Origin of the sequence: Mesorhizobium sp. ISC15, assembly GCF_037162615.1 — a bacterium.
Taxonomy (GTDB): Bacteria; Pseudomonadota; Alphaproteobacteria; order Rhizobiales; family Rhizobiaceae; genus Mesorhizobium; species Mesorhizobium mediterraneum.
On the sequence record NZ_JAVSPX010000001.1, the window covers coordinates 3,464,382 to 3,485,737 of the forward strand.

The window sequence follows — 21,356 nt, forward strand, 5'->3', positions numbered from 1 at the left end:
AAAGGAAACCAAAATGTCGATGACGATCCTGATTGCGCCTTCCGGTTTCAAGGAGAGCCTGACTGCCGATGAAGCGACGGCGTGCATCGCTGCCGGAATTCTACGGGCGATGCCGGACGCGACCATTCTCAAGGCGCCGATGGTCGATGGCGGGGAGGGCTTCACCAACGCACTGGTCAATCTGACCGGTGGCACGCTGCACCGGTTATCCGTCACTGGCCCGGTGGGGGACCCGGTAGACTCCTTCATCGGATTCATGGGTGGTCAGCCAGTCCGCACCGCCGTGATAGAAATGGCCGCAGCGGCGGGCCTGCGTCTCGTTCCACGGGATCGCCGCGACCCGTGCCTGACGACAAGCTTCGGCGTCGGCGAGCTCATCGGCGCCGCCCTCGATGCCGGTGCCGAGCGAATCCTGCTTGGCTGCGGCGACAGCGGCGTCAATGACGGTGGTGCCGGCATGGCCGAGGCGCTCGGCGTGCGGTTTCTCGACGATAGCGGCCGCCCGCTCGCGCGAGGCGGGGCCGCGCTCCGGCATCTCGCTTCTATCGACATGACGGGCATCGATCCCCGCCTCGCGAAGGTGCGGATCGATGCGGCCGTCAACTGGCACAATGTGCTGCTCGGACCCAAAGGTGTTGCCCGCGTGTTCGGTCCCCAGAAAGGAGCAACGCCGGCGCAGGTCGAGGAGCTTGCTGCAGCGATGGAAGTCCATGCCAAGGCGATCGAGCGTGCGACCGGCATTCAGGTTGACACCGCTCCGGGTGCCGGCGCATCGGGCGGCCTAGGAGCAGCCGTGCTCGGCCTTCTTCTGGGCCGGCTCCATCCGCGCTACGAGATCGTGATGCAGTATCTTGACCTCGACGCGTTGATCGATCGCGCGAACCTGGTGATCACCGCCGAGGGAAGCCTGGATGGCCAAACGCCCTATGGCAAGGTGCCATCCGAGGTGGCGCGCCGCGCCAAGCTGCGCGGCCTGCCCGTCATTGCACTCGCCGGAACGATTGGCAAAGGTGTGACGCTCAACTTCGAGCACGGCATTGATGCCTTCGCCAGCATTCTCAAACGGCCGTGCTCACTGGAGGAAGCGATCGAAAATGCCGGCAAGCTGCTGACGCGAGCCGCCGAGGATGCCGTGCGCCTGATGAGCGTTGGTATAAGGCTCGCCCGACCTCCAGCCCGCATTGTGCGGCGCATGGCAGAAAACGGCCTGGTATGCCACAGCGGCGACACCGGACTATTGCGGCCTCATAGCGATTAAAGGCGAAAAGGGGCTTTAGAGATCCGTCCTACCCGGCGATTTGCCTTAGCGAATGCGAACTCCGACCCACGAGCGCCAGTTGCCTCTAACGTCGGCTTTCGAGATGCCATCTCGGCAGGGGGGAATGACCGACTAGGGTCACGGCTTCCGCTTAAACTTCTCCGCAGGAATGGCAGAGAAGGGTCGTGAGCCGAAATTCAACTGAGACACCGCCCAGCCCACTTGACGAAAGGTCGACCGCGCGCAAAACTGCTAAGATGTCAGACCAATTTTGGATCTAAGTGCCCATGCGAGCGCGCGGCGAACTGCCCGGGGCACCTGCCACGCGTGTGGCAATCGCCACGCTCCCGCCGCTGGATCGCGGCAAGCAGGTCATGGAGGCGCTGGCCGACTATGTCGAGCGCGCCGCGCTGAAGAGCGGTGACCGGCTTCCGACCGAACGCGAATTGATGGCCGCGCTTTCCGTCGGGCGTTCGACGATACGGGAGGCGATGGGGCGTTTCGAAGCGCTCGGCGTCACCGAGACCCGCAAAGGCAGCGGCACCTACCTGCTCAAGCCGATATCCGCCGGCACGATCCATTTGCCGCTGTCACTCAATACGGCAGAGCTGCGTGACGGTCTCTTGCACACCCTCGAGGTGCGCCGCGGCATCGAGGCCGAGGCAAGCATGGTTGCGGCGCGGCGGCGGACAGCCGACGATCTGCGGACGATCGAGCAAAAACTCATCGAGATGGAGCGCGTCCATCTTGCCACTGGCACGTCGGGCCCGGAAGACCTGGCCTTTCACCTGGCTGTCTACGACGCCACCCACAACCCGCTTTTCCGGCAGCTCCTGGGGCAGATGCGCGAAGCGTTCGAGCGCTTCTGGGACCATCCTTTCGACCGGCAGGATTTCGCGCGGCGATCGTTCCCGCATCACCGCGAGCTGTTCGATGCCATCGTCGCCAGGGACGCGGAGCTGGCGCGCGAAAAAACGCTGAAGATCCTCGAGATCGTGGAAGAGGATATCGAGGAAATGTCGAAATGAACGGTCCCGATTTTTTCGACCAGGCATCGCTGATCGCCGCGCATGACGAGGGCAACGCCTTCGATGCCGTCGTGCCGCCGATCGTGCAGACCTCGCTCTTCACCTTCCCGAACTATGACGAGATGCTCGAGACATACCGCGGCGAAAAAGTGAGGCCGACCTACACGCGAGGGCTGAACCCGACCGTGCGCATGTTCGAGGAAATGCTCGCAAAACTGGAAGGTGCCGAGGACGCTATCGGTTTCGCAAGCGGCATGTCCGCCATCTCGTCGGCGGTCCTGAGTTTCGTCGAGCCGGGCGACCGCATCGTCGCAGTCAGGCATATCTACCCGGACGCGTTCCGGCTGTTCGGGACGCTGCTCGCGCGCATGCGCATCGAGGTGACCTATGTCGACGGGCGCGACGAAGATGCCGTCGCAAGCGCCCTGCCTGGCGCCAGGCTGTTCTATATGGAAAGCCCGACCAGCTGGGTCATGGAAACGCATGACATCGGTGCGCTCGCTGCGCTGGCAAAGTCCCATGGCATCCCGACCATCATCGACAACAGCTGGGCCAGCCCGGTCTTCCAGCGGCCGCTGTCGCTCGGCGTCGATATTGTGGTCCACTCCGCATCCAAGTATCTGGGCGGCCACAGCGATGTCGTGGCCGGCGTGGTCGCGGGCTCGAAGGATTTGATCGGCCGCATCCGCGGCGAAGCCTATCCATATCTCGGCGGCAAGCTGTCGCCATTCGATGCCTGGCTCTTGATCCGTGGCTTGCGCACACTGCCGATCCGCATGCGCGCGCATCAGGCCTCCGGCCTCGAAATCGCACGGCGTCTGCAGGATCATCCGATCGTCGAGAAGGTCTGCCATCCGGGTTTGGCCAACCTGCTTCCCGCGGGGCTCACCGGCACGTCGGGCCTGTTCTCGTTTGTCTTCCGCGACGGCATCGACATCCGGACGTTTGCGGACCGCCTTAAGCTGTTCAAGCTGGGCGTGTCGTGGGGCGGCCACGAAAGCCTCATCGTGCCCGGCGAGGTCGTGCTGCAGCAGAAGGCCCAACCCAATTCCGCGATGGCGTTCGGCGTCCATCCGCGGTCCGTGCGTCTCCATGTCGGCCTCGAGGGAACCGAGGCGCTGTGGAGTGACCTGGAAACGGCGATCGACGCCGCTTCCGAAGAAAAGACCTGAAGCAACCAGACAAGAAGGGAACGGAAAATGAAGAAGCTTCTTATCGCGGCATTCGCTACCGTACTGATGTCGGGTGCTGCACTCGCTGACACGACGCTGAAGCTCGTGGAGGTGATCACCAGCCCCGAGCGCACCGAAACCCTGAAATCGATCGTCTCCAAATTCGAGGCTGCCAACCCGGGCACGAAGGTCGAGGTCATCTCGCTGCCCTGGGGCGAAGCGTTCCAGAAATTCGCGACGATGGTGTCCGCCGGCGAAATCCCCGACGTCATGGAGATGCCGGACACGTGGCTGTCGCTCTATGCCAACAACGGCCTTCTCGAGAGCCTCGAACCCTATCTTGCCAAATGGGAGCACACCTCGGGCCTCACCGATCGCGCGCTAGAGCTCGGCCGCGACGTGAACAATACCGCCTACATGCTGCCCTATGGCTTCTATCTCCGGGCGATGTTCTACAACAAGAAGCTGTTCCAGGAGGCTGGCGTCGCCGAACCGCCCAAGACGATGGACGAGTTCGTGGCGGCGTCGGAGAAAGTCTCCAAGCTTCCCGGCAAATATGGCTACTGCCTGCGCGGCGGGCCCGGCGGTCTCAACGGCTGGATGATGTTCGGCGCAACCATGGCCGGCTCCAACAAATTCTTCAACGACGACGGCACCTCGACCATGAACAGCGAAGGCTGGGTCAAGGGGCTGACCTGGGTCGTCGATCTCTACAAGAAGGGATTGGCACCGAAGGACAGCGTCAACTGGGGCTTCAACGAGATCGTCGCCGGTTTCTACACCGGCACCTGCGCCATGCTCGATCAGGATCCAGACGCGCTGATCGCAATCGCCGAGCGGATGAAGCCGGAAGACTACGGCGTCATGACGATGCCGAAGGGGCCGTCCGGCAAGACGTTTCCGACCATCGGCTACGCCGGTTGGTCGATGATGGCGGCAAGCCTGAACAAGGACCTCTCCTGGAAGCTGATCGAAACGCTCGAGGGGCCTGAGGGCAATGTCGAGTGGAACAAGCGCACCGGAGCGCTGCCGGTCCACAAGTCGGCCGAAAAGGATCCGTTCTACGCGAGCGAGCAGTTCAAGGGTTGGTTTGCCGAACTCGAGGACAAGGATGCGGTGCCGACGGTCATGCCGACCTATCTCGAGGAGTTCGCCTTCTTCAAGGACTCGATGGTCATCAAGACCAGTCAGCAGGCACTGCTCGGCGATATCACGCCCGAGGAAATGGCCAATCAGTGGGCCGACTATCTGACCAAGGCGCAACAGAAATACCTGGCCAAGAAATAAACGGCGGACCGCGAGCATCGGAGCCGCCCATCTCGCGCGGCTCCGATAGGTCTCGTTCATGGTCGATTGGAACGATGGCCAATTGGAACGAAAGCGTTAGCTGATGGTTTTTGACGCCACTGCCGGCCTCCCGGAATCGCGCCGCCAGTCGCTGGTCGACCGGATCACGCGCCACGCCGAGCCATATCTTTACACCGCCCCGGCGCTGATTCTGATCGTCACCATCATGCTGGCACCGCTGGTGCTTGGCCTGTCCTACGCCTTCCGCGACGTGCACTTGCTCAATCCCTTCTCTGGCGGCTATGTCGGGCTCGATCATTTTCGCACCCTTTATGACGACGACAATTTCTATCGGGCGCTGCGCAACACGCTGTGGTGGACCGGCGCATCCGTCTTGCTGCAATTCGTGTTCGGCCTGATCCTGGCGCTATTGCTCGACCGGCCGTTTGCCGGCCGCGCCATCGCGCAGGCGCTGGTGTTCCTGCCCTGGGCGGTGCCGACCTTCCTGACCGGGCTCAATTGGGCGTGGCTGTTCAATCCCGTCATCGGACCGCTGCCGCATTGGCTTTATGCCCTCGGCCTCATGAGCGAGCCAGCCAACATCCTTTCAAATCCGCAGCTTGCCATGTGGGGACCAATCATTGCCAACGTCTGGTGGGGCATTCCCTTCTTCGCCATCACGCTGCTGGCCGCGCTCCAGGCCATCCCGCGCGACCTCTACGAAGCGGCGGCGATCGACGGCGCCGGTGCGGTCAGGCGGTTCACATCGATCACCTTGCCGTTCCTTGCGCCGACCATCGCGATCACCGTGCTGTTGCGCACCGTCTGGATCTCGAATTTCGCCGACCTGATCATCGTCATGACCAGCGGCGGGCCGGCCGACCGCACGCAGATCGTCGCGAGCTACATCTTCACGCAGGCTTTCAGAGCGCTCGATTTCGGCTATGCCTCGGCCATTGCGCTGGTGCTGCTCGTCCTGCTGCTCGCCTATTCGATGCTGATCGTCATGCTGCGGCAAGTCCTGATGGACAGGGCCTGACGGATCGGGGATGACCACATGAACAGGTATTCGATCTTCGGCACCGCGCTGCACCGCCTGGCGATCCTCTGCTACGTGGTCTTTGCGCTGTTCCCACTGTTCTGGTTGTTGAAAGTATCGGTCACGCCGAACGACCTGCTCTATTCGGAGGGCGTGCGGATGTGGCCGTCGCGGACGAGCTTTGAACATTTCCGCTTCGTGCTGGCCCACAGCGCATTCCCGATCTTCTTCAGGAACAGCATGATCGTTGCCGGCTCGACGGCCGTGATCGTGACGCTGCTCGCGTCCCTCTCTGGCTATGCGCTGTCGCGCTTCACCTTTCGCGGCAAATACTGGCTGGTCGCACTGATGCTGCTCACCCAGATGTTTCCATTGGTGATGCTGGTCGCGCCGATCTTCAAGATGCTCTCGCCGCTCGGGCTGACCAACAGCCTGACCGGACTGGTCGTCGTCTACACCGCCTTCAACATTCCCTTCGCGACATTCCTGATGCAGTCGTTCTTCGACGGCATTCCCAAGGAGTTGGAGGAGGCGGCCAAGATCGATGGCGCCACGCAGTTCATGGCATTTCGCCAGATCGTCCTGCCGCTGACGCTGCCGGGCATTGCCGCGACGCTGGGTTTTGTGTTCACCGCCGCGTGGAGCGAGCTGCTGTTCGCGCTGATGCTGATTTCGGGCAACAGCGCCGCCACGTTTCCGGTCGGTCTGCTCACCTTCGTGTCGAAGTTTTCGGTCGATTTCGGGCAGATGATGGCGGCCGGCGTGCTGGCGCTGATCCCGGCCTGCCTCTTCTTCCTGTTCATCCAGCGCTATCTGGTCCAGGGCCTGACGGCCGGCGCGGTCAAGGGCTGAGCGAGGTTTCATGGCATCGATCGACATCCGCAACGTTCGCAAGAATTTCGGCATCGTCTCCGTGCTGCACGGCGTCGATCTGGCGATAGAGAACGGCGAGTTCGTGGTGCTCGTGGGTCCGTCCGGCTGCGGCAAGAGCACGCTGCTGCGGATGATCGCCGGGCTCGAGGAGGTGACCGAAGGCGAGATCCGGATCGACGGCGTGCGCGTCAATGAGCGGGCACCTAAGGACCGCGACATCGCTATGGTGTTTCAGTCCTACGCGCTCTACCCGCACATGAACGTTGCCGAGAACATGAGCTACGGCCTGCGGATCCGGAAGGCCGCCCGCGAGAAGATCACAGCTGCTGTCAGCAATGCGGCCAGGAAGCTTGAGCTGCAGCCGCTGCTTGCGCGGCGGCCGAAGGCACTGTCGGGCGGTCAGCGCCAGCGCGTGGCGATGGGACGCGCGATCGTGCGACAGCCCAAGGCATTCCTGTTCGACGAGCCGCTGTCCAATCTCGACGCGCGCTTGCGTGAGCAGATGCGGGCAGAGATCAAGAAGCTGCACCGCGATCTCGGCGCGACCTCAATCTATGTCACCCACGACCAGATCGAGGCGATGACACTGGCCGACCGGATCGTCGCCATGCATGAGGGCGTGGTGCAGCAGGTTGGCAGCCCGCTGGAGCTTTACGACCGCCCGGCCAACCTGTTCGTCGCCGGCTTCATCGGATCGCCGGCCATGAATTTTCTGTCGGCACGCTACCAGGTCACTGGGAGCAGGGCTGGCGCACGACTGCCTGATGGAACGCTGATTGCGCTGTCGTCAGCCTATCAACTCGAGGAAGGCGCGGCGGTGACGCTCGGCATCCGGCCGGAGCATGTCGAGATGTCGCCGGCCTCGGAGAGCAGCCTGAGGGCGACGGTCGACCTGATCGAGCCGACCGGCTTCGGCATCATTCTGCACCTTGGCCTGCATAGCCTGCCGTTCAATGTCTTCACGCTCGATCGGGCTGCGCTTACGGCCGGTCCGACGGTGACGGTCGCTTTCCCGCCGCAACATTTGCATTTGTTCGATGGGACTGGAAAGCGCGCATTGGAATCGGGCCTCCAGAAGAGGAAGAGCTGATCCTCCGTTCGGTTTCAGATCATTCGAATTTTCCCAAAACCGGTTCCCACCCTTGAGGCCGATGCTATTGTCTATCTTGGCACCGCCGAATTCGATACGACATTCGATCTCGGCCTCGACATGGGTCCTGGACGAGATGGAACGCGCCCGCGACGGCGCTAGACCATGATCCCGAACCGAAGGTCAGCGAAGCAAAAAGTGGGAACCGGTTTTCGGATAAGATCATGGTCAAACAACAAGAGGGCTAGGTAGTTGAGCGCATGCGCTTTCTGTTTCTTCTGATCCTGCTCGCCGGCACCGGCATCGGCGTCGTCTATCCCTGGGCGATGACCAATTTCTCCGGCCATGAGATCGGCACCTGGCGGGTCTACGACCAGGGCCGGTTCAAGCCGGTGACGGTGCCGCTGGCCGCTCGCGATGCGCCGGTGCGGGTGCTGGTCGACCTCACCGCCAGGACCGAACGCATCGTCGTCTCGCAACAGCGCACCGTGCTGACGCTGACCGCCGCCACCGGCGGCAGGACGGTGCTCGCCTCGACGCTGCAATTCACCCATTCGGAAAATCCGCGCCAGGTCAGCCCGCAACTGCCGGACAAGATCTTCCGCGACGAGGCAGGCCTGATCCCGACAGTCAGCCCCGGCCCTTACATCTTCACCGTTGGCGCCGGCGACGCCGAGGGCATCGAGATGCGGGCGGTGGACCTCTTGCTGCGCTCCGGCGTCGGCGAGATCGACAGCCGGGCGCGGCCGGTCGGGTTTTCGCTGATGGCGGCCGGCCTGATCGGATTGCTGTTGGCGCTGCGTTTCGGCGGCGGCGGCCGGCCGCAAAATCCGAATTCGCAGCCGCCACCGCCGCGCTGGGGCAGGGGCTCGAATTAGCTCGTGAATTATCGCCACGCCTATCACGCCGGAAACTTCGCCGATGTCGTCAAGCATGTCGTGCTGAGCCGGCTCGTCGAATATCTGAAACAGAAGGACAAGGCGTTTCGCGTCATCGACACCCATGCCGGCATCGGCCGCTACGACCTGTCGTCGACCGAAGCGCAAAAGACCGGCGAATGGCAAGGCGGCATCGGCCGGCTGGTCGATGCCGCATTGGATGTGCCGGCGGCAGCACTCCTGGCGCCTTATCTGGAAGCCGTCCGTTCGCTCAATCCCGAAGGCGGCGTGAAAAAATATCCGGGCTCGCCGCTGATCGCGCGTCATCTCATGCGCAAGCAGGACCGGCTGACGGCGATCGAACTGCATCGCCAGGATGCGGCGAAGCTGGGGGCGCTATTCCAAGGCGATTTCCAGACCCGGGTGATCGAGCTCGACGGCTGGCTGGCGCTCGGCGCGCATCTGCCGCCGAAGGAAAAACGTGGCCTCGTGCTGGTCGATCCGCCATTTGAGGCGGAGGGTGAGTTTGCCCGCCTGATCGAGGGGCTGCGCAAAGCGCACAAGCGCTGGCCGGGCGGCATCTATGCGCTGTGGTATCCGGTCAAGGACCGCAAGGCGGTCGCCGCCTTCCGGAAGGCGCTGGTGCAGTCGGGCATTCCGAAGCTGCTCGACATCGGCTTCGAGATCAGGCCGCTATCGGCCGAGCCCAGCCTCGACGGCAGCGGCATGGTGGTGGTCAACCCGCCGTTCACGCTGGAAGGTGAATTGCGCACGCTGCTGCCGGCGCTACATAGGCTTCTCGTGGTCGAACAGCCGGCGCACTGGACGCTGGAATGGCTGGCGGCATAGGGCGGCAGAGGTATTCGCGCGCCTGCCTCGGTTGAAGGCAATTTCAAACTAAGAAACCATCGTCTCTACAACCGCTTGACCGCGCGCAAGCGAATCCGCACAGTGCGCGCAAATCGACCATAAGAGGCTGCCATGACTCGCTTCGCCCAATCCGCCCTTGCCGCACTGATCGCCCTTTGCACGCCGCTCGGCACATCCCTCGCTGTCACTCAGGCAGCAAAGGCGGCCGACCTTGCCGTCTATACCGACGAAGACAGCGGCGTTTGCGGCGAGGCCTGGGTGCTGAACAAGATCACCAGCCGCTTCTCCTACCAGGTGCACCACGTGCCGAATCTGCCCGATGTGGAGATCACCGATTTCCAGCGCATCCACCAGCACCGCTATTTCCCGGCCAATGACACCTGGCCGATCGGCCGCCGTTATTGCGGCGCCACCGTCAGCCTCTCCGACGGCCACGCCCGCACCATCTGGTATCTGATCGAGGAAGGGCAGGGCTTTGCCTCGATCGGTGACAATGTCGAATTCTGCGTCTCGGGCTTCGACCGCTGGATGGTCTACAACGGCCGCTGCCGCGTCCTGCGCTGACCGCGTTTAACTGGCTGCTCCGCCTCATCGAGAATTTTGCGAAGGAACGCGACGTGACCGCGAAAGGCGCGTCGTCCAATTGACGTCGCCTTGACGCGCGTTCGCGGCCGGCGTCCGACGAACAGCTTTTCGACATCGATATATCCCGCCTTGGCAAGCGTATCGATATGCGCGCCGAGATTGCCGTCAGTCGCATCGACGATGGCCTTCAATCGGGTGAATTCCAGCGCTTCGCGCCTTTCCAGAGAATTCAGCGCCGCCATGATCCTGAGCCGCACGCTCTGGTGGATGATTTCGTCGGCAGCCATCATCGGGCCTGCTGTGGTGTCCGGCGTTCAGTCTCACTGATCTTGGCCAGCGCTGCTCGATCTTGCGCGAATGACATTGCGCTTCTCCCGCATACTGCAGAATACTCTGCGACATGGAGTAATCTGTCAATCTTAGCAAAAAGGGATGATGCGAGCGAAGGCCGTTGCCCTCATAGAACTCAGGCAAGCTCATGACGCAGAACGGATCGCGCTTTGCTTTTGTCGCTTGTGTAGACCGTCCGTTTGCACAAGACGACGAGATCAATGAAGCAGCGCATCATGGTGTTGCCGGTCGATGATCAACGAGCAAAAACGCTTGCTAACCTTCAGCGTTTCGTAGCGGGATTGGTTCCGGTAAAGCGGGCAGAATGTCTGTCGCAAACCCTCGGCAAAGGTCGAAGAGCAGCAGCGGCATTTTGTGAAATCAGCACGAGCTTGTGTCGCCTGTAACCAAAACTTAAACTGCAAAATTCATGCTGATGCTTCGCTGGCTAGCAAGCCGCGAGTCAGATATGCATTGCACGCCGGGTCACTAATGGCCGTCGGCACAACGGAAGGGGCATGACATGGCTAAACAGTCATCCAAAGCGCCGGCATCCAAGTCACCGGCAAAGAAGTCACCAGCAAAGAAAGCACCGGCAAAAGCAGCGGCGGCGAAAGTCGCAACCGCTGTGAAGAAAGCGGCACCTGCTGCCAAGCCGAAGGCCGCCGCGGCCAAGGCAAAAGCAGCGTCGGCCAAGAAGCCGGCCGCGAAAGCCGCGGCAAAACCGGCAGTGAAGAAAGCAGCGCCTGCCAAGGCCAAAGCGGCACCTGCCAAGGCCAAGGCTGCGCCGGCCAAGGCAAAAGCAGCTCCGGCCAAGAAGCCAGCTGCAAAGGCCGCGGCAAAGCCGGCAGTGAAAAAAGCTGCACCTGCCAAGACTGCACCGGCCAAGAAGGCTGCGCCCGCAAAGAAAGCGGCGGCAGCGAAGTCTTCCGCAGCCGTGAAGAAAGCAGCGCCTGCGGCCAAGCCGAAGGCGGCGCCTGCGAAGGCGAAGGCCAAGAAGTAAATCGCCTTTCTTCGCACACGGAGGGCAGTACTGAGGACAGTTGAGGGCGGGTGCCGGACAGGCGCCTCGCTCGCTGGTTCGGTGCTCGGGCGAGCAGACAGAGGCGGAGGGAAGACAGCTTTTCGCAGCTCCCAGGACTTCGCCCTATGGCGAAGTCCGGTGGGGCATTTCCTTGCGCCCGGAAGGACAGATCTGCTCACGTCTGCTCTGCTTATCGCGTCTAGATCGATGTTGAGACAACTGCTGCTTGCTGGCGGCTGGTTTTCCCGCTTTTGGCCGTTGATCGGCGGAAGCTGATCGGTCAACAGTGCCCGCTGGCAAACAGGAACCCGATCATGCCCAGACTGCTCTACGCTGCCACGTCCCCCTACAGTTCAAAGGTGCGCATGGCCGCGCTTTATGCCGGCATTGCCGTCGATCTCGTGCCGGTAAAAACCGAAGACAAGCCGGCTGAGCTGATCGGCGCCAACCCGCTCGGCAAGATTCCAACGCTGGTGCTCGACGACGGTCGTTCGATTCACGACAGCCGCGCCATTACCCAGCATCTCAATCGCGTGTCGAAGAACGCGCTGTTTCCGCGCAATCCCGACAAGCGCCTTGAGGCGGAAGTGCTTGAAGCGCTGGCCGATGGCATCTGCGACTGCGCGCTGTCAATGGTCTATGAGCGGCGCACGCGCCCCGAAGACATGGTGTACCAACCCTGGCTCGACCGCCAGTGGGCGAAAATAACCGGCGCGCTCGATCTGCTCAACGCCAATCCGCCAAAGCTGCCCAAGAAGATCACCGCCGGCCAGATGGCGCTGCGCGCCTGCCTTGGCTATCTCTCACTGCGCTTTGCCGGAAAATGGGAAAAGGGCCGCAGCCGGCTGGTCCGCTGGGCAGCGCGTTTCGACGAGAAGTTCCCGGAGCTGAAACCCTGCGTTCCGGGGTGAGTGCCTGAAGCGGGGCTGCCGACCGATGGGTGGCGATTTGATCTGTCGTTTACTTGCCCTGATCATTTGTCTTTCCGCTTGCGCTGGCATTGGGCTTGAACTCAGCACCTTGATGAATGGTGGCGCCTCGATATTCGGCTCGCTATGGGTGTTGATGGGATATTTCACGATCCTGACCAACGGTCTTGTCGCCGTTGTATTCGGAGCCGCCGCATTCCTCGGGGAGCGTTTCGATCACCCACGGTTGGTGGCGGGGGTTGCCGCCGTCATGGCCTTGGTCGGCGTGATTTTCGCGTTGCTGCTCCAAGGGCTGCGCACCTTGGCTGGCGCCACCGCTGAAGCAAACTTTCTACTCCATCAGCTCAACCCTGTTCTTGTCGTATTGTTCTGGCTGCTGTTCACGCGAAAGGGGACGCTCTCGTGGCGCGATCCGCTTCTCTGGGCGCTCTATCCCCTAGCCTATGCCCTGGCTCGTGGCGCCGCTGAAGGGAAATACGCTTACCCGTTCATAGATGTGTCCGCGAATGGCTGGGTCGGGGCGATGTCAAATGCCGTCGTGATCGCTCTCGGTTTTGTCGTAGCAGCCGAAGCCCTGGTCTTGATCGACCGAATGCTGGCCCGACGCTGACCTCGAGATCATGCGTGGTTGCGTCGACAGGCAAGATGCCCTCGCACGCAAGGTGACGTATCGGCGGCAAGGCAGGCGCCGGGCACAAAAAAAGCCGGGCACGAGGCCCGGCTTTTTCGTGTCGTGGCTTGGACGACTTAGAACTTCATACCGACGCCGAAGGTGACGCGGTTGTCGCTGGACTTGACCTTGCCAACACCGTCGAAGTCCTTGTCGCCGAAGTCGGTGTAGCGATACTCGACACGGCCGAACACATTGTCGGTGATCTTGATGTCGGTGCCGACGCCGGCCGTCCAGCCGAGCATGGTGTTTTCGTCGCTGACGCCACCGGCTTCGATCTCCTGGTTCTTCAGCGCGCCGCCGGCGGTGCCGTAGAGCAGGATCTCCGGGGTGACGGCGTAGCCGAGGCGGGCGCGCAGCGAGCCTTCGAAGCCGCCTTTAGCCTCGATGCCAGCATCGTCGCCCTCGATGCCGCTATAGCCGATATCGGCTTCAGCACCGTACACGAAGTTCTCCTGCTGCCACTGATAGCCGCCGAAGACGCCGCCGACGAATCCATCGGTGCCGACGTCGACGCCGACATCCGTGGCATCGGCATGGCCGCTGAAGCCGTAGCCGACGCTCACACCGGCATAGGGACCAGCCCAAGACGCGACGGGAAGTTCGGCGATCGGGGCGGGTGCCGGCGGCTCTTCCGAGATCACGTCAGCAGCATAGGCGGTTCCGCCGAGGGCGAAAAGCCCGAACGCCACCGCCAGCGGTCGCGCAAATTTAAGATTGGCTTGCATTGTTCTTTACTCCTTAAGCCACAGGCACAGGCTTGCTTTTCACGAGCGCCCTCAACCCGCCGGGGGGATAAACGGATCTGGCGCTCAACGGTTCCGAATGTCGTGTCGAAATACGGCTGAAGCGAACCTGAACTTGGGTCATTACCGGGCACGAATGAGGCCGAACTTTGACGTTGCATCTGCGCAACAGATGGTGTCAGGAGGCTTTGCAATGCCGCGCTGAACACGGCTTGGAGCAAGGAGTCCAGCACCCTATATTGCGGTCTGGCGGCCGAGTCCCCGGCCAGTTGCGAAAGACCGATCCGGCCACTTTGCCACAATGCTGCCCAAGGTACGAACGGCATTTAACGCTTGGCCGGCCATATTTCGCCGTCGGGCTGAAATCGAGGACATTGAGGATTGACAGGATGAGCAAGGCCGCTGGAACGGCACTGGTGACGGGCGGGGGCAAGCGGATCGGCAAGGCTATCGTCGAGGATCTTGCCGCGAACGGTTTTGCCGTCGCCATCCATTGCAACCGCTCGCGGGCCGAGGCGGAAGCGCTGGCCGCGCGGATCAATGGCGGCCATTTTGGCCAGGATGGCCGCGCCGCTGTGGTCGCCGCCGACCTGACCGATATGGCCGCGGTCGGCGACCTGGTCGGCCGCGCCGAAGCCGCGCTCGGACCTGTTACACTGCTGGTCAACAATGCCTCGCTGTTCGTGGACGATACGGTTCAGGACTTCGACTGGCTTGCCTGGGACCGTCACTTCGCCATCCATGTGAAGGCGCCGGCACTTTTGGCGCAAAAGTTCGCCCGCGCGCTGCCGGAAGGCCAGGAGGGGCTGATCGTCAATATGATCGACCAGCGCGTCTGGCGCCCGACGCCACGCTATTTCTCCTATGCGCTGTCGAAATCGACTTTGTGGACAGAGACGCAGATGATGGCGCAGGCGCTGGGACCTCGTATTCGCGTCAACGCCATCGGCCCCGGCCCGACGCTGAAGAGCGCACGCCAGGACGACAGCGATTTTGCCGCTCAGGTCGACGGCCTGATCCTGAAGCGCGGCCCGGAATTGCCTGAATTCGGCGCCACCATCCGCTATCTCTGGGGCGCGCGCTCGGTCACCGGCCAGATGATAGCGCTCGACGGCGGCCAGCACCTTGCATGGCAGACGCCGGATGTGACAGGCATTGTCGAATGAGTCCCATGGACCAGAAACACAAACGAGGCAGCGCCGCCGACGACCTGCCCCCCGATATCGACATCGAGGACGAGGCGACGGAGGAGAGCGTCGAGCCGTCAGCTCCCGGTCCCAGTGGCCCGGATGTCGCCTTCACCACCATCGATTGGACGCCGCATGCCGGCGATGCCGACGGCATGGTCGGCGCCGAAGTCATCCAGACACTGGTCAAACGGCTGCCCAACGCGCCCGGCGTCTACCGCATGATGAATGCCGCAGGCGACGTGCTCTACGTCGGCAAAGCCCGCAGCCTGAAGAAACGGGTGACCAATTACGCGCAAGGCCGTTTCCACACCAGCCGCATCGGCCGGATGGTGCGCGAGACGTCGACGATGGAATTCGTCGTCACCCGCACCGAGATCGAAGCGCTGCTGTTGGAAGCCAACCTTATCAAGCGCTTGCGGCCGCGCTTCAATGTTCTGATGCGGGACGACAAGTCGTTCCCCTATATCCTGCTGACCGGCGATCATGTCTCGCCCGGCATCTACAAGCATCGCGGCGCGCGTTCGCGCAAGGGCGACTATTTCGGCCCCTTCGCCTCGGCCGGCGCGGTCGGCCGCACCATCAATTCGCTGCAGCGCGCCTTCCTGCTCAGGAGCTGCACCAACTCCTTCTACGAGAACCGCACCCGGCCTTGCCTGCTGTTCCAGATCAAGCGCTGCGCCGGCCCGTGCACCGGCGAAATCTCGCATGGCGACTATGCCAGGCTGGTCGCCGAGGCGAAGGACTTCCTCTCCGGCCGCAGCCAGAAGGTGAAGACCGATATCTCCGCCGCCATGCAGCAGGCCTCGGAAAATCTTGATTTCGAGAGGGCCGCCATCTATCGCGACCGGCTGGCGGCGCTGTCGCATGTGCAGAGCCACCAAGGCATCAACCCGCAGACCGTTGACGAGGCCGATGTCTTCGCCATCCACCAGGAAGGCGGCCAGGTCTGCATCCAGGTGTTCTTCTTCCGCACCGGCCAGAACTGGGGCAACCGCGCCTATTTCCCCAAGGCCGATCCGGCGCTGGAGGGATCGGAAGTGCTGGGCTCGTTCCTGGCGCAATTCTATGATGACAAGCCGACGCCGCGCGCCATCCTGCTGTCGCATGGTGTCGAGGACCAGGAATTGCTGGCGGAGGCTCTCTCCACCCGCGCGGGTCGCAAGGTGGCGATCTCGGTGCCGCAGCGCGGCGAGAAGAAGGATTTGACTGACAACGCACTGCAGAATGCCCGCGAGGCGCTCGGCCGCCGACTGGCCGAAACCTCGACGCAAGGGCGGCTGCTCACTGGCTTCGCCGAGACCTTCGGCCTGAAAAAGCCGCCGGCGCGCATCGAGGTCTACGACAACTCGCACATCATGGGCACCAACGCCGTCGGCGCCATGGTCGTCGCCGGGCCGGAAGGCTTCGTCAAGAACCAGTACCGGAAATTCAACATCCGCTCGACCGAGATCACGCCGGGAGACGATTTCGGCATGATGCGCGAGGTGATGGAGCGGCGCTTTTCGCGGCTGCTGAAGGAACATGGCGATGTGCCGCAGAGCGAACTGCCGGCGGACGACGCCGTCCCGAGTGAACAGGAGGACGACATCGAGGACACCGGCGGTTTCCCGGCCTGGCCCGACGTCATCCTCATCGACGGCGGCCAGGGCCAGATGACGGCGGTGCGAAAAGTGCTCGCCGATCTCGGCATCGAGGACCGTGTCGTGGCAATCGGCATCGCCAAGGGACAGGACCGTGACGCCGGCCGCGAACGCTTCTTCGTCAGGGGCAGGGATTCGTTTTCGCTCCCAGTGCGCGATCCAGTGCTCTATTTCGTCCAGCGGCTGCGGGACGAGGTCCACCGCTTCGCCATCGGCTCGCACCGCGCCCGCCGCAAGAAGGAGATGGTCAAGAGCCCGCTCGACGAGATCAGCGGCATCGGCCCCGGCCGCAAGCGCGCGCTGCTCATGCATTTCGGCACTGCCAAGGCGGTTAGCCGCGCCGCGATCGAGGATTTGGTCAAGGTCGATGGTATATCCGAGCAGGTGGCGAAGCTGGTCTACAACCATTTTCACGAGAGTTGATGGATTGCTATTTTCGGTTGGTCCATCGACTATCGCCTGTTGACCCCCCACATTCGCTTCTGATTTGAGTACGCAGGCAGAAAGAGTTCCCAAAAATATGGCCCAGCGCGCATTCAACCTGCCCAACATGCTCACCTACGCCCGCATCCTTGCGGTGCCGCTGGTTGTGCTGTGTTTTTTTCTCGAAGGGCATCTGAAGTCGAGCGACTTCGCCCGCTGGTCGGCGCTGATCATTTTCCTGCTGGCCTCGATCACCGACTATTTGGACGGCTATCTGGCGCGCGCCTGGCAGCAGACCTCGAATATCGGCAAGATGCTCGATCCGATCGCCGACAAATTGCTGGTCGCCACTTGCCTGCTGCTGCTGGCGGCCGACACCGATAGCCATGCCGGCATCGCCGGCTGGTCGCTGTGGGCGGCGATCATTATCCTGTGCCGCGAGATCCTGGTCTCGGGCCTGCGCGAATATCTGGCGGCGCTGAAGGTCTCGGTGCCGGTGACGCAGCTGGCAAAGTGGAAGACCGCCATCCAGATGGTCGCCATCGCCTTCCTGCTGGCGGGACCTGCCGGCGACAAGATCTTCCCGCTGACCACGCAGACCGGGCTGGTGCTGTTGTGGATCGCCGCCTTAGTCACGCTTTATACCGGCTACGACTATTTCCGCGCCGGCCTCAAGCACATCATGGACGAGTAGGATGTCGACGAAGCTCATTTATTTCGCCTGGGTGCGCGAGCGCATCGGCAAGCCGGAAGAGGATGTCGAATTGCCCGCCAGCATCGAGACCGTGGCCGACCTGCTGCGCTGGCTGAAATCGCGCGGCGAGGAGTACGAGAACGCGCTGCAATATCCCGATGTGATCCGCGTCGCCATCAACCAGGAACATGTCGAGCACCGCGAGAAGATATCAGGCGCGCGCGAGATCGCGCTGTTCCCGCCGATGACGGGTGGCTGAAATGCTTGGCGCGGTGGTGCCGACGGTGCGCATCCAGGCGGAGGATTTCGATGTCGCCGCCGAGATCGCCAAGATGACGCAAGGCCGCGCCGACATCGGCGCCGTGGTGACTTTCTCGGGTCTCTGCCGCGATGAAGCGGGCAGGCTCGCGGCACTCGAACTCGAGCATTATCCCAGCATGGCCGAGGCCGAGATCGGCCGCATCGCCACCGAGGCGGTCGCCCGGTGGCCGTTGCAGGGCCTCACCGCCATCCATCGCCATGGCAGGATCGCGCCCGGCGAGAACATCGTGCTGGTGGTCGCAGCCTCCGCGCACCGGCAGGCGGCGTTCGAGGCGGCAAATTTCCTGATGGATTACCTGAAATCGCGCGCGCCGTTCTGGAAGAAGGAACACCATACCGATGGCTCGCAAGGCGGCTGGGTCGACGCCAAGGAGGCCGACGACGAGGCCGCAAGCCGCTGGAAGCAGGCCGTGCCGAAACGAAATTGATGCTTCGCGTCACCGCCAGAGGCGTGGAAGCCCATCAGCCCTTGTCGGCGCCGATCCAGTGATCGAGCGCAATCCGGCCGGGTCCCCACGCCATGATGCCAAGCGCCATCGCCGCCCAGGTGATGTGCAGCGGCCAGCCGTCCGGCACGGTGAGCTGTATGACCAGCGTCATCAGCAGCAGCCCGAATGCAGCCAGTCGTGTCGCCAGGCCGAGAACGAGGAGAATTGGCAGCAGGATTTCAGCAGATCCTGAGACGAATGCCACCAGCCCAGGTGCAGGAAAATCGTAAGGGCCGCCGGGCAGATGCAGCTTGAGTTCCGAGCTGAAAAGCAGCACTGCGACGTCATTCAACTGCAAAACACCGTCCCATTTGTTGATGCCGGACCGCCAGAACGGGACGGCGAGTGCGCAACGCAGGACGAGCTGCGTCAGCGACGGCGTGGCACTCGTGCGAAGGGCTCTATTCACCGTCTCGACGGGGGCGGCGATCCCTCGCGGCTCGGTGCTGGCGTTCTGCCCATGGTTCGTCATGGTCATCCTCCCTGGTGTGCCGCTGTGAAGGCGCCCGCTTGCAGCAGTCCGGCAATGTTGGCGGAAAGATCGAATTCGGCACGCTCCGCAAATGCCGCCGCGGCCGCCGCGCCGAGCGGCTCGCCCGTCATGAGACGATCCAAGAAAACTGCGCCGCCGGGCGGCAGGTGGCGAACATAGACTTCGAGGCCGGGCCGCGTGACCAGCGCATCTTCAGGGCCGCCCGCCTCGATCCGCCCGACAGGACCGTCGCTCCGGTTTGTCGCAAAGATCGTCACGACCGGATAGCGCGAGCATATGGCGCGCGTTGCCGGGTGCGGCACGAACACGGTATCGGCCAGTCGCTCGGGCGGGATCGACGCCAGTGCTCCGGAAGCCAACGGTTCCGCGTCAGCGGCATGATAGGCATCGAGCCAAGCCCGCTCCAGGCGCGCCACATCGGCCAGCCACGGCATCGATTGCGCGTATTCGTAGCACTCGATGAAATCGGGAAAGTCGCGGCCGTATTCGAACAGAAGCGGCGAGGTGGGCGGCGTTTCGCGAACATGAAAGCGCGCCATCGCGCGAAAGAAGTCCGGGCCGGTGATGCGCAGCGTCGCTGGAAAACTGGCGGCCAGCGCATCGATCAGGCTGACCGTGACGTTGTTGCGGTAGACCGCATATCGCTTGACCGCAGCCTTCCCGTTCGGCCCCGAGACAGCGTCAGGCGGGACACAATCAGGATCGAGCAAACCGGCGGTGAATGCCGCGGCATAGTCGAACCGGCGGCCGAGATCGCCCGATTGGAGCTCATCCTGCGGCATGGGCTTTTCCGAATATACAATGGCTGTCGGCATGACGATCGAGGATCGCTTGGGCGGCGGCGGCTTCCGCCTTGAGCACCGGCCAATCGGGAATGTCGCTGTCCCATTCGATCAGCGTCGGCAGCGGCCCGCATCGGTCGATAACGACATCGAAAAGCGTCCAGACCGCGTCGGCGACCGGGCCGTCATGGCTGTCGATGAGCAGCAGATCGCCCTCGTCATCTTCCTGCTCGGCGTGCCCGGCCAGATGGATTTCGCCGACATGATCGAGCGGGAAACTCGCGAGGTAGGAAAGGGCTGAGTAGCCGTGATTGGTGGCCGAAACGAAGACGTTGTTGATGTCGAGCAGCAAGCCGCAACCGGTACGCCGCACGAGATCGCGGATGAAATCTGTCTCGCTCATCGTCGATTCCGGGAAAAGCACGTAGGTCGAGGGGTTCTCGAGCACGATCGGCCGGCCAATCGCCTCCTGCACTTCGTCGATGTGATCCGCCACGCGCGAAACCGTTGCCGGCGTATAGGGCAGGGGAAGCAGGTCGTTGTAATAGGTGGTGTCGTGGGTCGACCAGGCGAGATGCTCGGAAACGAGCGCCGGCTCATAGCGGTCGACGAGCGTCTTGAAACGACCGAGATGGGCTTTGTCGAGCGGCCGCGGTCCGCCAATCGACATGCACACCCCGTGCAGTGAAACGGCATAGTCGCGGCGGATCTTGGTCAGCGCATCGTGCGGCGGGCCGCCGGCGCCCATGTAGTTTTCGGCGTGGACCTCGAAGAAACCGTCTTTTGGATCGTCGCCGAGGATCGCGGGTAGATGTTCATGCTTGAAACTGGTGCCGGCAAGGCCAGCGACCCGGTGCGCCGGAAAGCGCGAGGTTTTCGACATGCGCGACGCTGGGTGAATGGCCAGACCGTACATCTTCGTCTCCGCTTTCCGGGCAGGTTGCATTGCTTAGGACGGGATGTCGCGGGTCAGCTCCGTGGGCGAGCCCTTGCGGTCGCCGGGTACGTCCATCGTCGTGCAGGTGCCGCCATCGACAAACTTCCAGGCGTTGCCCTGGTAATCGACAGTCGAGGTGCCTTGGCAGGTCGTGCCAGGTCCTGCTGCGCAGTCGTTCTGCCCCTTCAGGGCGACGCCAAAGCACTTCTCCTTGCCGGCATCCATCGCTGCCTTGACCTCTGCCTCGGACAGCGGCGCGGCCGTCGCAAAAGAAGCAAGAGCCGTGGCAACGGCGCCGGCCAGAAATGCCGCGCTCACGGTTGATCTTGTTGACATGATTTCACCTCCGGTTGGGTTGTTGAGCGCGCCGTTCCTCAAGCGCGCATTGGTCAGTTCGGTCCCGAGGCTCGCTGTGTTACATCTTTTTGGGAACACGACTTCGTGATCGCCTAGGCCTGGCTCAAGCAAAATTTTGCCGGTCACGCCAAAAGAGACCGACGACAAGCCCGCAAGCCGCCGGAATGCACCGCCGTGCGAATAGTCCGTGTGGGCGCCACGGAACCACCGCAATCCTGCGGGACCTTCCAACCAGTTTGGTGCGCTATGGGG

The 21,356-nt window shown here is 62.6% G+C and carries 25 protein-coding genes; 18 read left to right on the forward strand and 7 right to left on the reverse strand.

The genetic code is table 11. From position 1 onward, the window contains the following. Window positions 1-13: 13 nt before the first annotated feature. From RPG13_RS16545 to RPG13_RS16590, 10 genes are all read left to right on the forward strand, one after another. Window positions 14-1,258, forward strand: coding sequence for a glycerate kinase family protein (locus tag RPG13_RS16545; protein ID WP_095483305.1), 1,245 nt, complete (start codon window positions 14-16; stop codon window positions 1,256-1,258). Between the two features lie 287 nt (window positions 1,259-1,545). Next, complete coding sequence (locus tag RPG13_RS16550) at window positions 1,546-2,286, forward strand: FadR/GntR family transcriptional regulator (RefSeq protein WP_095483207.1); 741 nt, start codon at window positions 1,546-1,548, stop codon at window positions 2,284-2,286. After that, window positions 2,283-3,458 (forward strand): PLP-dependent transferase, encoded by a 1,176-nt coding sequence (locus tag RPG13_RS16555; protein WP_095483208.1) that lies wholly within the window; start codon window positions 2,283-2,285, stop codon window positions 3,456-3,458. The genes RPG13_RS16550 and RPG13_RS16555 overlap by 4 nt, the downstream gene beginning before the upstream one ends. Window positions 3,459-3,485: 27 nt before the next feature. Next, complete coding sequence (locus tag RPG13_RS16560; protein WP_292216737.1) at window positions 3,486-4,745, forward strand: ABC transporter substrate-binding protein; 1,260 nt, start codon at window positions 3,486-3,488, stop codon at window positions 4,743-4,745. Between the two features lie 103 nt (window positions 4,746-4,848). Further along, window positions 4,849-5,784 (forward strand): carbohydrate ABC transporter permease, encoded by a 936-nt coding sequence (locus tag RPG13_RS16565; protein ID WP_095483210.1) that lies wholly within the window; start codon window positions 4,849-4,851, stop codon window positions 5,782-5,784. Window positions 5,785-5,802: 18 nt separating this feature from the next. Further along, window positions 5,803-6,636 carry a carbohydrate ABC transporter permease gene (locus RPG13_RS16570; protein ID WP_292216732.1) on the forward strand — a complete coding sequence of 278 codons (834 nt, stop codon included), beginning with the start codon at window positions 5,803-5,805 and terminating at the stop codon, window positions 6,634-6,636. Window positions 6,637-6,646: 10 nt separating this feature from the next. Further along, window positions 6,647-7,747, forward strand: coding sequence for an ABC transporter ATP-binding protein (locus tag RPG13_RS16575; protein ID WP_337125497.1), 1,101 nt, complete (start codon window positions 6,647-6,649; stop codon window positions 7,745-7,747). A 260-nt stretch (window positions 7,748-8,007) separates the two neighbouring features. Continuing rightward, the gene (locus RPG13_RS16580) at window positions 8,008-8,625 is read left to right on the forward strand and encodes a hypothetical protein (protein ID WP_337125498.1); all 618 of its coding nucleotides are present in this window, start codon (window positions 8,008-8,010) and stop codon (window positions 8,623-8,625) included. 3 nt (window positions 8,626-8,628) lie between these two features. Continuing rightward, the gene (locus RPG13_RS16585; RefSeq protein WP_095483214.1) at window positions 8,629-9,474 is read left to right on the forward strand and encodes a 23S rRNA (adenine(2030)-N(6))-methyltransferase RlmJ; all 846 of its coding nucleotides are present in this window, start codon (window positions 8,629-8,631) and stop codon (window positions 9,472-9,474) included. 132 nt (window positions 9,475-9,606) lie between these two features. Beyond that, window positions 9,607-10,059: a hypothetical protein gene (locus tag RPG13_RS16590; RefSeq protein ID WP_095483215.1), complete on the forward strand. Its 453-nt coding sequence runs from the start codon at window positions 9,607-9,609 to the stop codon at window positions 10,057-10,059. Here the strand turns inward: RPG13_RS16590 and RPG13_RS16595 are convergent. After that, entirely contained in the window at window positions 10,029-10,370 is a 342-nt protein-coding gene (locus RPG13_RS16595; protein WP_167391031.1) for a transcriptional regulator, read from the reverse strand. The two genes, RPG13_RS16590 and RPG13_RS16595, sit on opposite strands and share 31 nt — an antisense overlap. Window positions 10,371-10,631: 261 nt before the next feature. Between RPG13_RS16595 and RPG13_RS16600 the strand changes: the two genes are divergently transcribed. Beyond that, complete coding sequence (locus RPG13_RS16600; RefSeq protein WP_126107113.1) at window positions 10,632-10,817, forward strand: hypothetical protein; 186 nt, start codon at window positions 10,632-10,634, stop codon at window positions 10,815-10,817. 82 nt (window positions 10,818-10,899) lie between these two features. Here the strand turns inward: RPG13_RS16600 and RPG13_RS16605 are convergent, their stop codons facing one another. Further along, window positions 10,900-11,718 carry a hypothetical protein gene (locus RPG13_RS16605; RefSeq protein WP_337125499.1) on the reverse strand — a complete coding sequence of 273 codons (819 nt, stop codon included), beginning with the start codon at window positions 11,716-11,718 and terminating at the stop codon, window positions 10,900-10,902. Between the two features lie 30 nt (window positions 11,719-11,748). Here RPG13_RS16605 and RPG13_RS16610 point away from each other — a divergent pair, with 30 nt between their 5' ends. Both RPG13_RS16610 and RPG13_RS16615 read left to right on the forward strand, forming a co-directional pair. After that, a complete protein-coding gene (locus tag RPG13_RS16610; RefSeq protein WP_095483306.1) occupies window positions 11,749-12,345 on the forward strand; it encodes a glutathione S-transferase in 597 nt (198 codons plus the stop codon). A gap of 25 nt (window positions 12,346-12,370) precedes the next feature. After that, window positions 12,371-12,973 carry a Pr6Pr family membrane protein gene (locus RPG13_RS16615; RefSeq protein WP_337125500.1) on the forward strand — a complete coding sequence of 201 codons (603 nt, stop codon included), beginning with the start codon at window positions 12,371-12,373 and terminating at the stop codon, window positions 12,971-12,973. Between the two features lie 137 nt (window positions 12,974-13,110). Here RPG13_RS16615 and RPG13_RS16620 read toward each other — a convergent pair whose 3' ends face one another. Next, window positions 13,111-13,761 carry an outer membrane protein gene (locus RPG13_RS16620; protein ID WP_126107111.1) on the reverse strand — a complete coding sequence of 217 codons (651 nt, stop codon included), beginning with the start codon at window positions 13,759-13,761 and terminating at the stop codon, window positions 13,111-13,113. A 407-nt stretch (window positions 13,762-14,168) separates the two neighbouring features. Between RPG13_RS16620 and RPG13_RS16625 the strand changes: the two genes are divergently transcribed. From RPG13_RS16625 to RPG13_RS16645, 5 genes are all read left to right on the forward strand, one after another. Then, a complete protein-coding gene (locus RPG13_RS16625; RefSeq protein ID WP_337125501.1) occupies window positions 14,169-14,945 on the forward strand; it encodes an SDR family oxidoreductase in 777 nt (258 codons plus the stop codon). Continuing rightward, window positions 14,942-17,032, forward strand: coding sequence for an excinuclease ABC subunit UvrC (uvrC, locus tag RPG13_RS16630; protein WP_337125502.1), 2,091 nt, complete (start codon window positions 14,942-14,944; stop codon window positions 17,030-17,032). The genes RPG13_RS16625 and uvrC overlap by 4 nt, the downstream gene beginning before the upstream one ends. Window positions 17,033-17,129: 97 nt before the next feature. Beyond that, window positions 17,130-17,726 (forward strand): CDP-diacylglycerol--glycerol-3-phosphate 3-phosphatidyltransferase, encoded by a 597-nt coding sequence (gene pgsA, locus RPG13_RS16635; RefSeq protein WP_126107108.1) that lies wholly within the window; start codon window positions 17,130-17,132, stop codon window positions 17,724-17,726. Between the two features lies 1 nt (window position 17,727). Next, the gene (gene moaD, locus RPG13_RS16640) at window positions 17,728-17,985 is read left to right on the forward strand and encodes a molybdopterin converting factor subunit 1 (protein ID WP_127292655.1); all 258 of its coding nucleotides are present in this window, start codon (window positions 17,728-17,730) and stop codon (window positions 17,983-17,985) included. A 1-nt stretch (window position 17,986) separates the two neighbouring features. Then, window positions 17,987-18,475 carry a molybdenum cofactor biosynthesis protein MoaE gene (locus tag RPG13_RS16645; RefSeq protein WP_337127025.1) on the forward strand — a complete coding sequence of 163 codons (489 nt, stop codon included), beginning with the start codon at window positions 17,987-17,989 and terminating at the stop codon, window positions 18,473-18,475. 34 nt (window positions 18,476-18,509) lie between these two features. Here RPG13_RS16645 and RPG13_RS16650 read toward each other — a convergent pair whose 3' ends face one another. The 4 genes from RPG13_RS16650 to RPG13_RS16665 are packed head-to-tail and all read right to left on the reverse strand — an operon-like array spanning window position 18,510 to window position 21,083. Continuing rightward, window positions 18,510-19,007 carry a DoxX family protein gene (locus tag RPG13_RS16650; protein WP_337125503.1) on the reverse strand — a complete coding sequence of 166 codons (498 nt, stop codon included), beginning with the start codon at window positions 19,005-19,007 and terminating at the stop codon, window positions 18,510-18,512. Window positions 19,008-19,009: 2 nt separating this feature from the next. Next, entirely contained in the window at window positions 19,010-19,810 is an 801-nt protein-coding gene (locus tag RPG13_RS16655; RefSeq protein WP_337125505.1) for an HvfC/BufC N-terminal domain-containing protein, read from the reverse strand. After that, window positions 19,797-20,726 carry an MNIO family bufferin maturase gene (bufB, locus tag RPG13_RS16660; RefSeq protein ID WP_337125506.1) on the reverse strand — a complete coding sequence of 310 codons (930 nt, stop codon included), beginning with the start codon at window positions 20,724-20,726 and terminating at the stop codon, window positions 19,797-19,799. The genes RPG13_RS16655 and bufB overlap by 14 nt, the downstream gene beginning before the upstream one ends. 33 nt (window positions 20,727-20,759) lie before the next feature. After that, the gene (locus RPG13_RS16665; protein WP_337125507.1) at window positions 20,760-21,083 is read right to left on the reverse strand and encodes a BufA1 family periplasmic bufferin-type metallophore; all 324 of its coding nucleotides are present in this window, start codon (window positions 21,081-21,083) and stop codon (window positions 20,760-20,762) included. Window positions 21,084-21,356 lie beyond the last annotated feature (273 nt).

Excerpts from the sequence above, each read along its gene's own strand:
- RPG13_RS16560 (WP_292216737.1), top strand. The coding sequence starts at position 3,486 with ATGAAGAAGCTTCTTATCGCGGCATTCGCTACCGTACTGATGTCGGGT.
- moaD (WP_127292655.1), top strand. The coding sequence starts at position 17,728 with ATGTCGACGAAGCTCATTTATTTCGCCTGGGTGCGCGAGCGCATCGGC.
- RPG13_RS16595 (WP_167391031.1), bottom strand. The coding sequence starts at position 10,370 with ATGATGGCTGCCGACGAAATCATCCACCAGAGCGTGCGGCTCAGGATC.
- RPG13_RS16600 (WP_126107113.1), top strand. The coding sequence starts at position 10,632 with ATGAAGCAGCGCATCATGGTGTTGCCGGTCGATGATCAACGAGCAAAA.
- RPG13_RS16620 (WP_126107111.1), bottom strand. The coding sequence starts at position 13,761 with ATGCAAGCCAATCTTAAATTTGCGCGACCGCTGGCGGTGGCGTTCGGG.
- RPG13_RS16570 (WP_292216732.1), top strand. The coding sequence starts at position 5,803 with ATGAACAGGTATTCGATCTTCGGCACCGCGCTGCACCGCCTGGCGATC.
- RPG13_RS16615 (WP_337125500.1), top strand. The coding sequence starts at position 12,371 with ATGGGTGGCGATTTGATCTGTCGTTTACTTGCCCTGATCATTTGTCTT.
- RPG13_RS16575 (WP_337125497.1), top strand. The coding sequence starts at position 6,647 with ATGGCATCGATCGACATCCGCAACGTTCGCAAGAATTTCGGCATCGTC.
- RPG13_RS16655 (WP_337125505.1), bottom strand. The coding sequence starts at position 19,810 with ATGCCGCAGGATGAGCTCCAATCGGGCGATCTCGGCCGCCGGTTCGAC.
- RPG13_RS16580 (WP_337125498.1), top strand. The coding sequence starts at position 8,008 with ATGCGCTTTCTGTTTCTTCTGATCCTGCTCGCCGGCACCGGCATCGGC.
- RPG13_RS16610 (WP_095483306.1), top strand. The coding sequence starts at position 11,749 with ATGCCCAGACTGCTCTACGCTGCCACGTCCCCCTACAGTTCAAAGGTG.
- uvrC (WP_337125502.1), top strand. The coding sequence starts at position 14,942 with ATGAGTCCCATGGACCAGAAACACAAACGAGGCAGCGCCGCCGACGAC.
- bufB (WP_337125506.1), bottom strand. The coding sequence starts at position 20,726 with ATGTACGGTCTGGCCATTCACCCAGCGTCGCGCATGTCGAAAACCTCG.
- RPG13_RS16555 (WP_095483208.1), top strand. The coding sequence starts at position 2,283 with ATGAACGGTCCCGATTTTTTCGACCAGGCATCGCTGATCGCCGCGCAT.
- RPG13_RS16565 (WP_095483210.1), top strand. The coding sequence starts at position 4,849 with ATGGTTTTTGACGCCACTGCCGGCCTCCCGGAATCGCGCCGCCAGTCG.
- pgsA (WP_126107108.1), top strand. The coding sequence starts at position 17,130 with ATGGCCCAGCGCGCATTCAACCTGCCCAACATGCTCACCTACGCCCGC.
- RPG13_RS16650 (WP_337125503.1), bottom strand. The coding sequence starts at position 19,007 with ATGACGAACCATGGGCAGAACGCCAGCACCGAGCCGCGAGGGATCGCC.
- RPG13_RS16590 (WP_095483215.1), top strand. The coding sequence starts at position 9,607 with ATGACTCGCTTCGCCCAATCCGCCCTTGCCGCACTGATCGCCCTTTGC.
- RPG13_RS16550 (WP_095483207.1), top strand. The coding sequence starts at position 1,546 with ATGCGAGCGCGCGGCGAACTGCCCGGGGCACCTGCCACGCGTGTGGCA.
- RPG13_RS16645 (WP_337127025.1), top strand. The coding sequence starts at position 17,987 with ATGCTTGGCGCGGTGGTGCCGACGGTGCGCATCCAGGCGGAGGATTTC.
- RPG13_RS16625 (WP_337125501.1), top strand. The coding sequence starts at position 14,169 with ATGAGCAAGGCCGCTGGAACGGCACTGGTGACGGGCGGGGGCAAGCGG.
- RPG13_RS16665 (WP_337125507.1), bottom strand. The coding sequence starts at position 21,083 with ATGTCAACAAGATCAACCGTGAGCGCGGCATTTCTGGCCGGCGCCGTT.
- RPG13_RS16545 (WP_095483305.1), top strand. The coding sequence starts at position 14 with ATGTCGATGACGATCCTGATTGCGCCTTCCGGTTTCAAGGAGAGCCTG.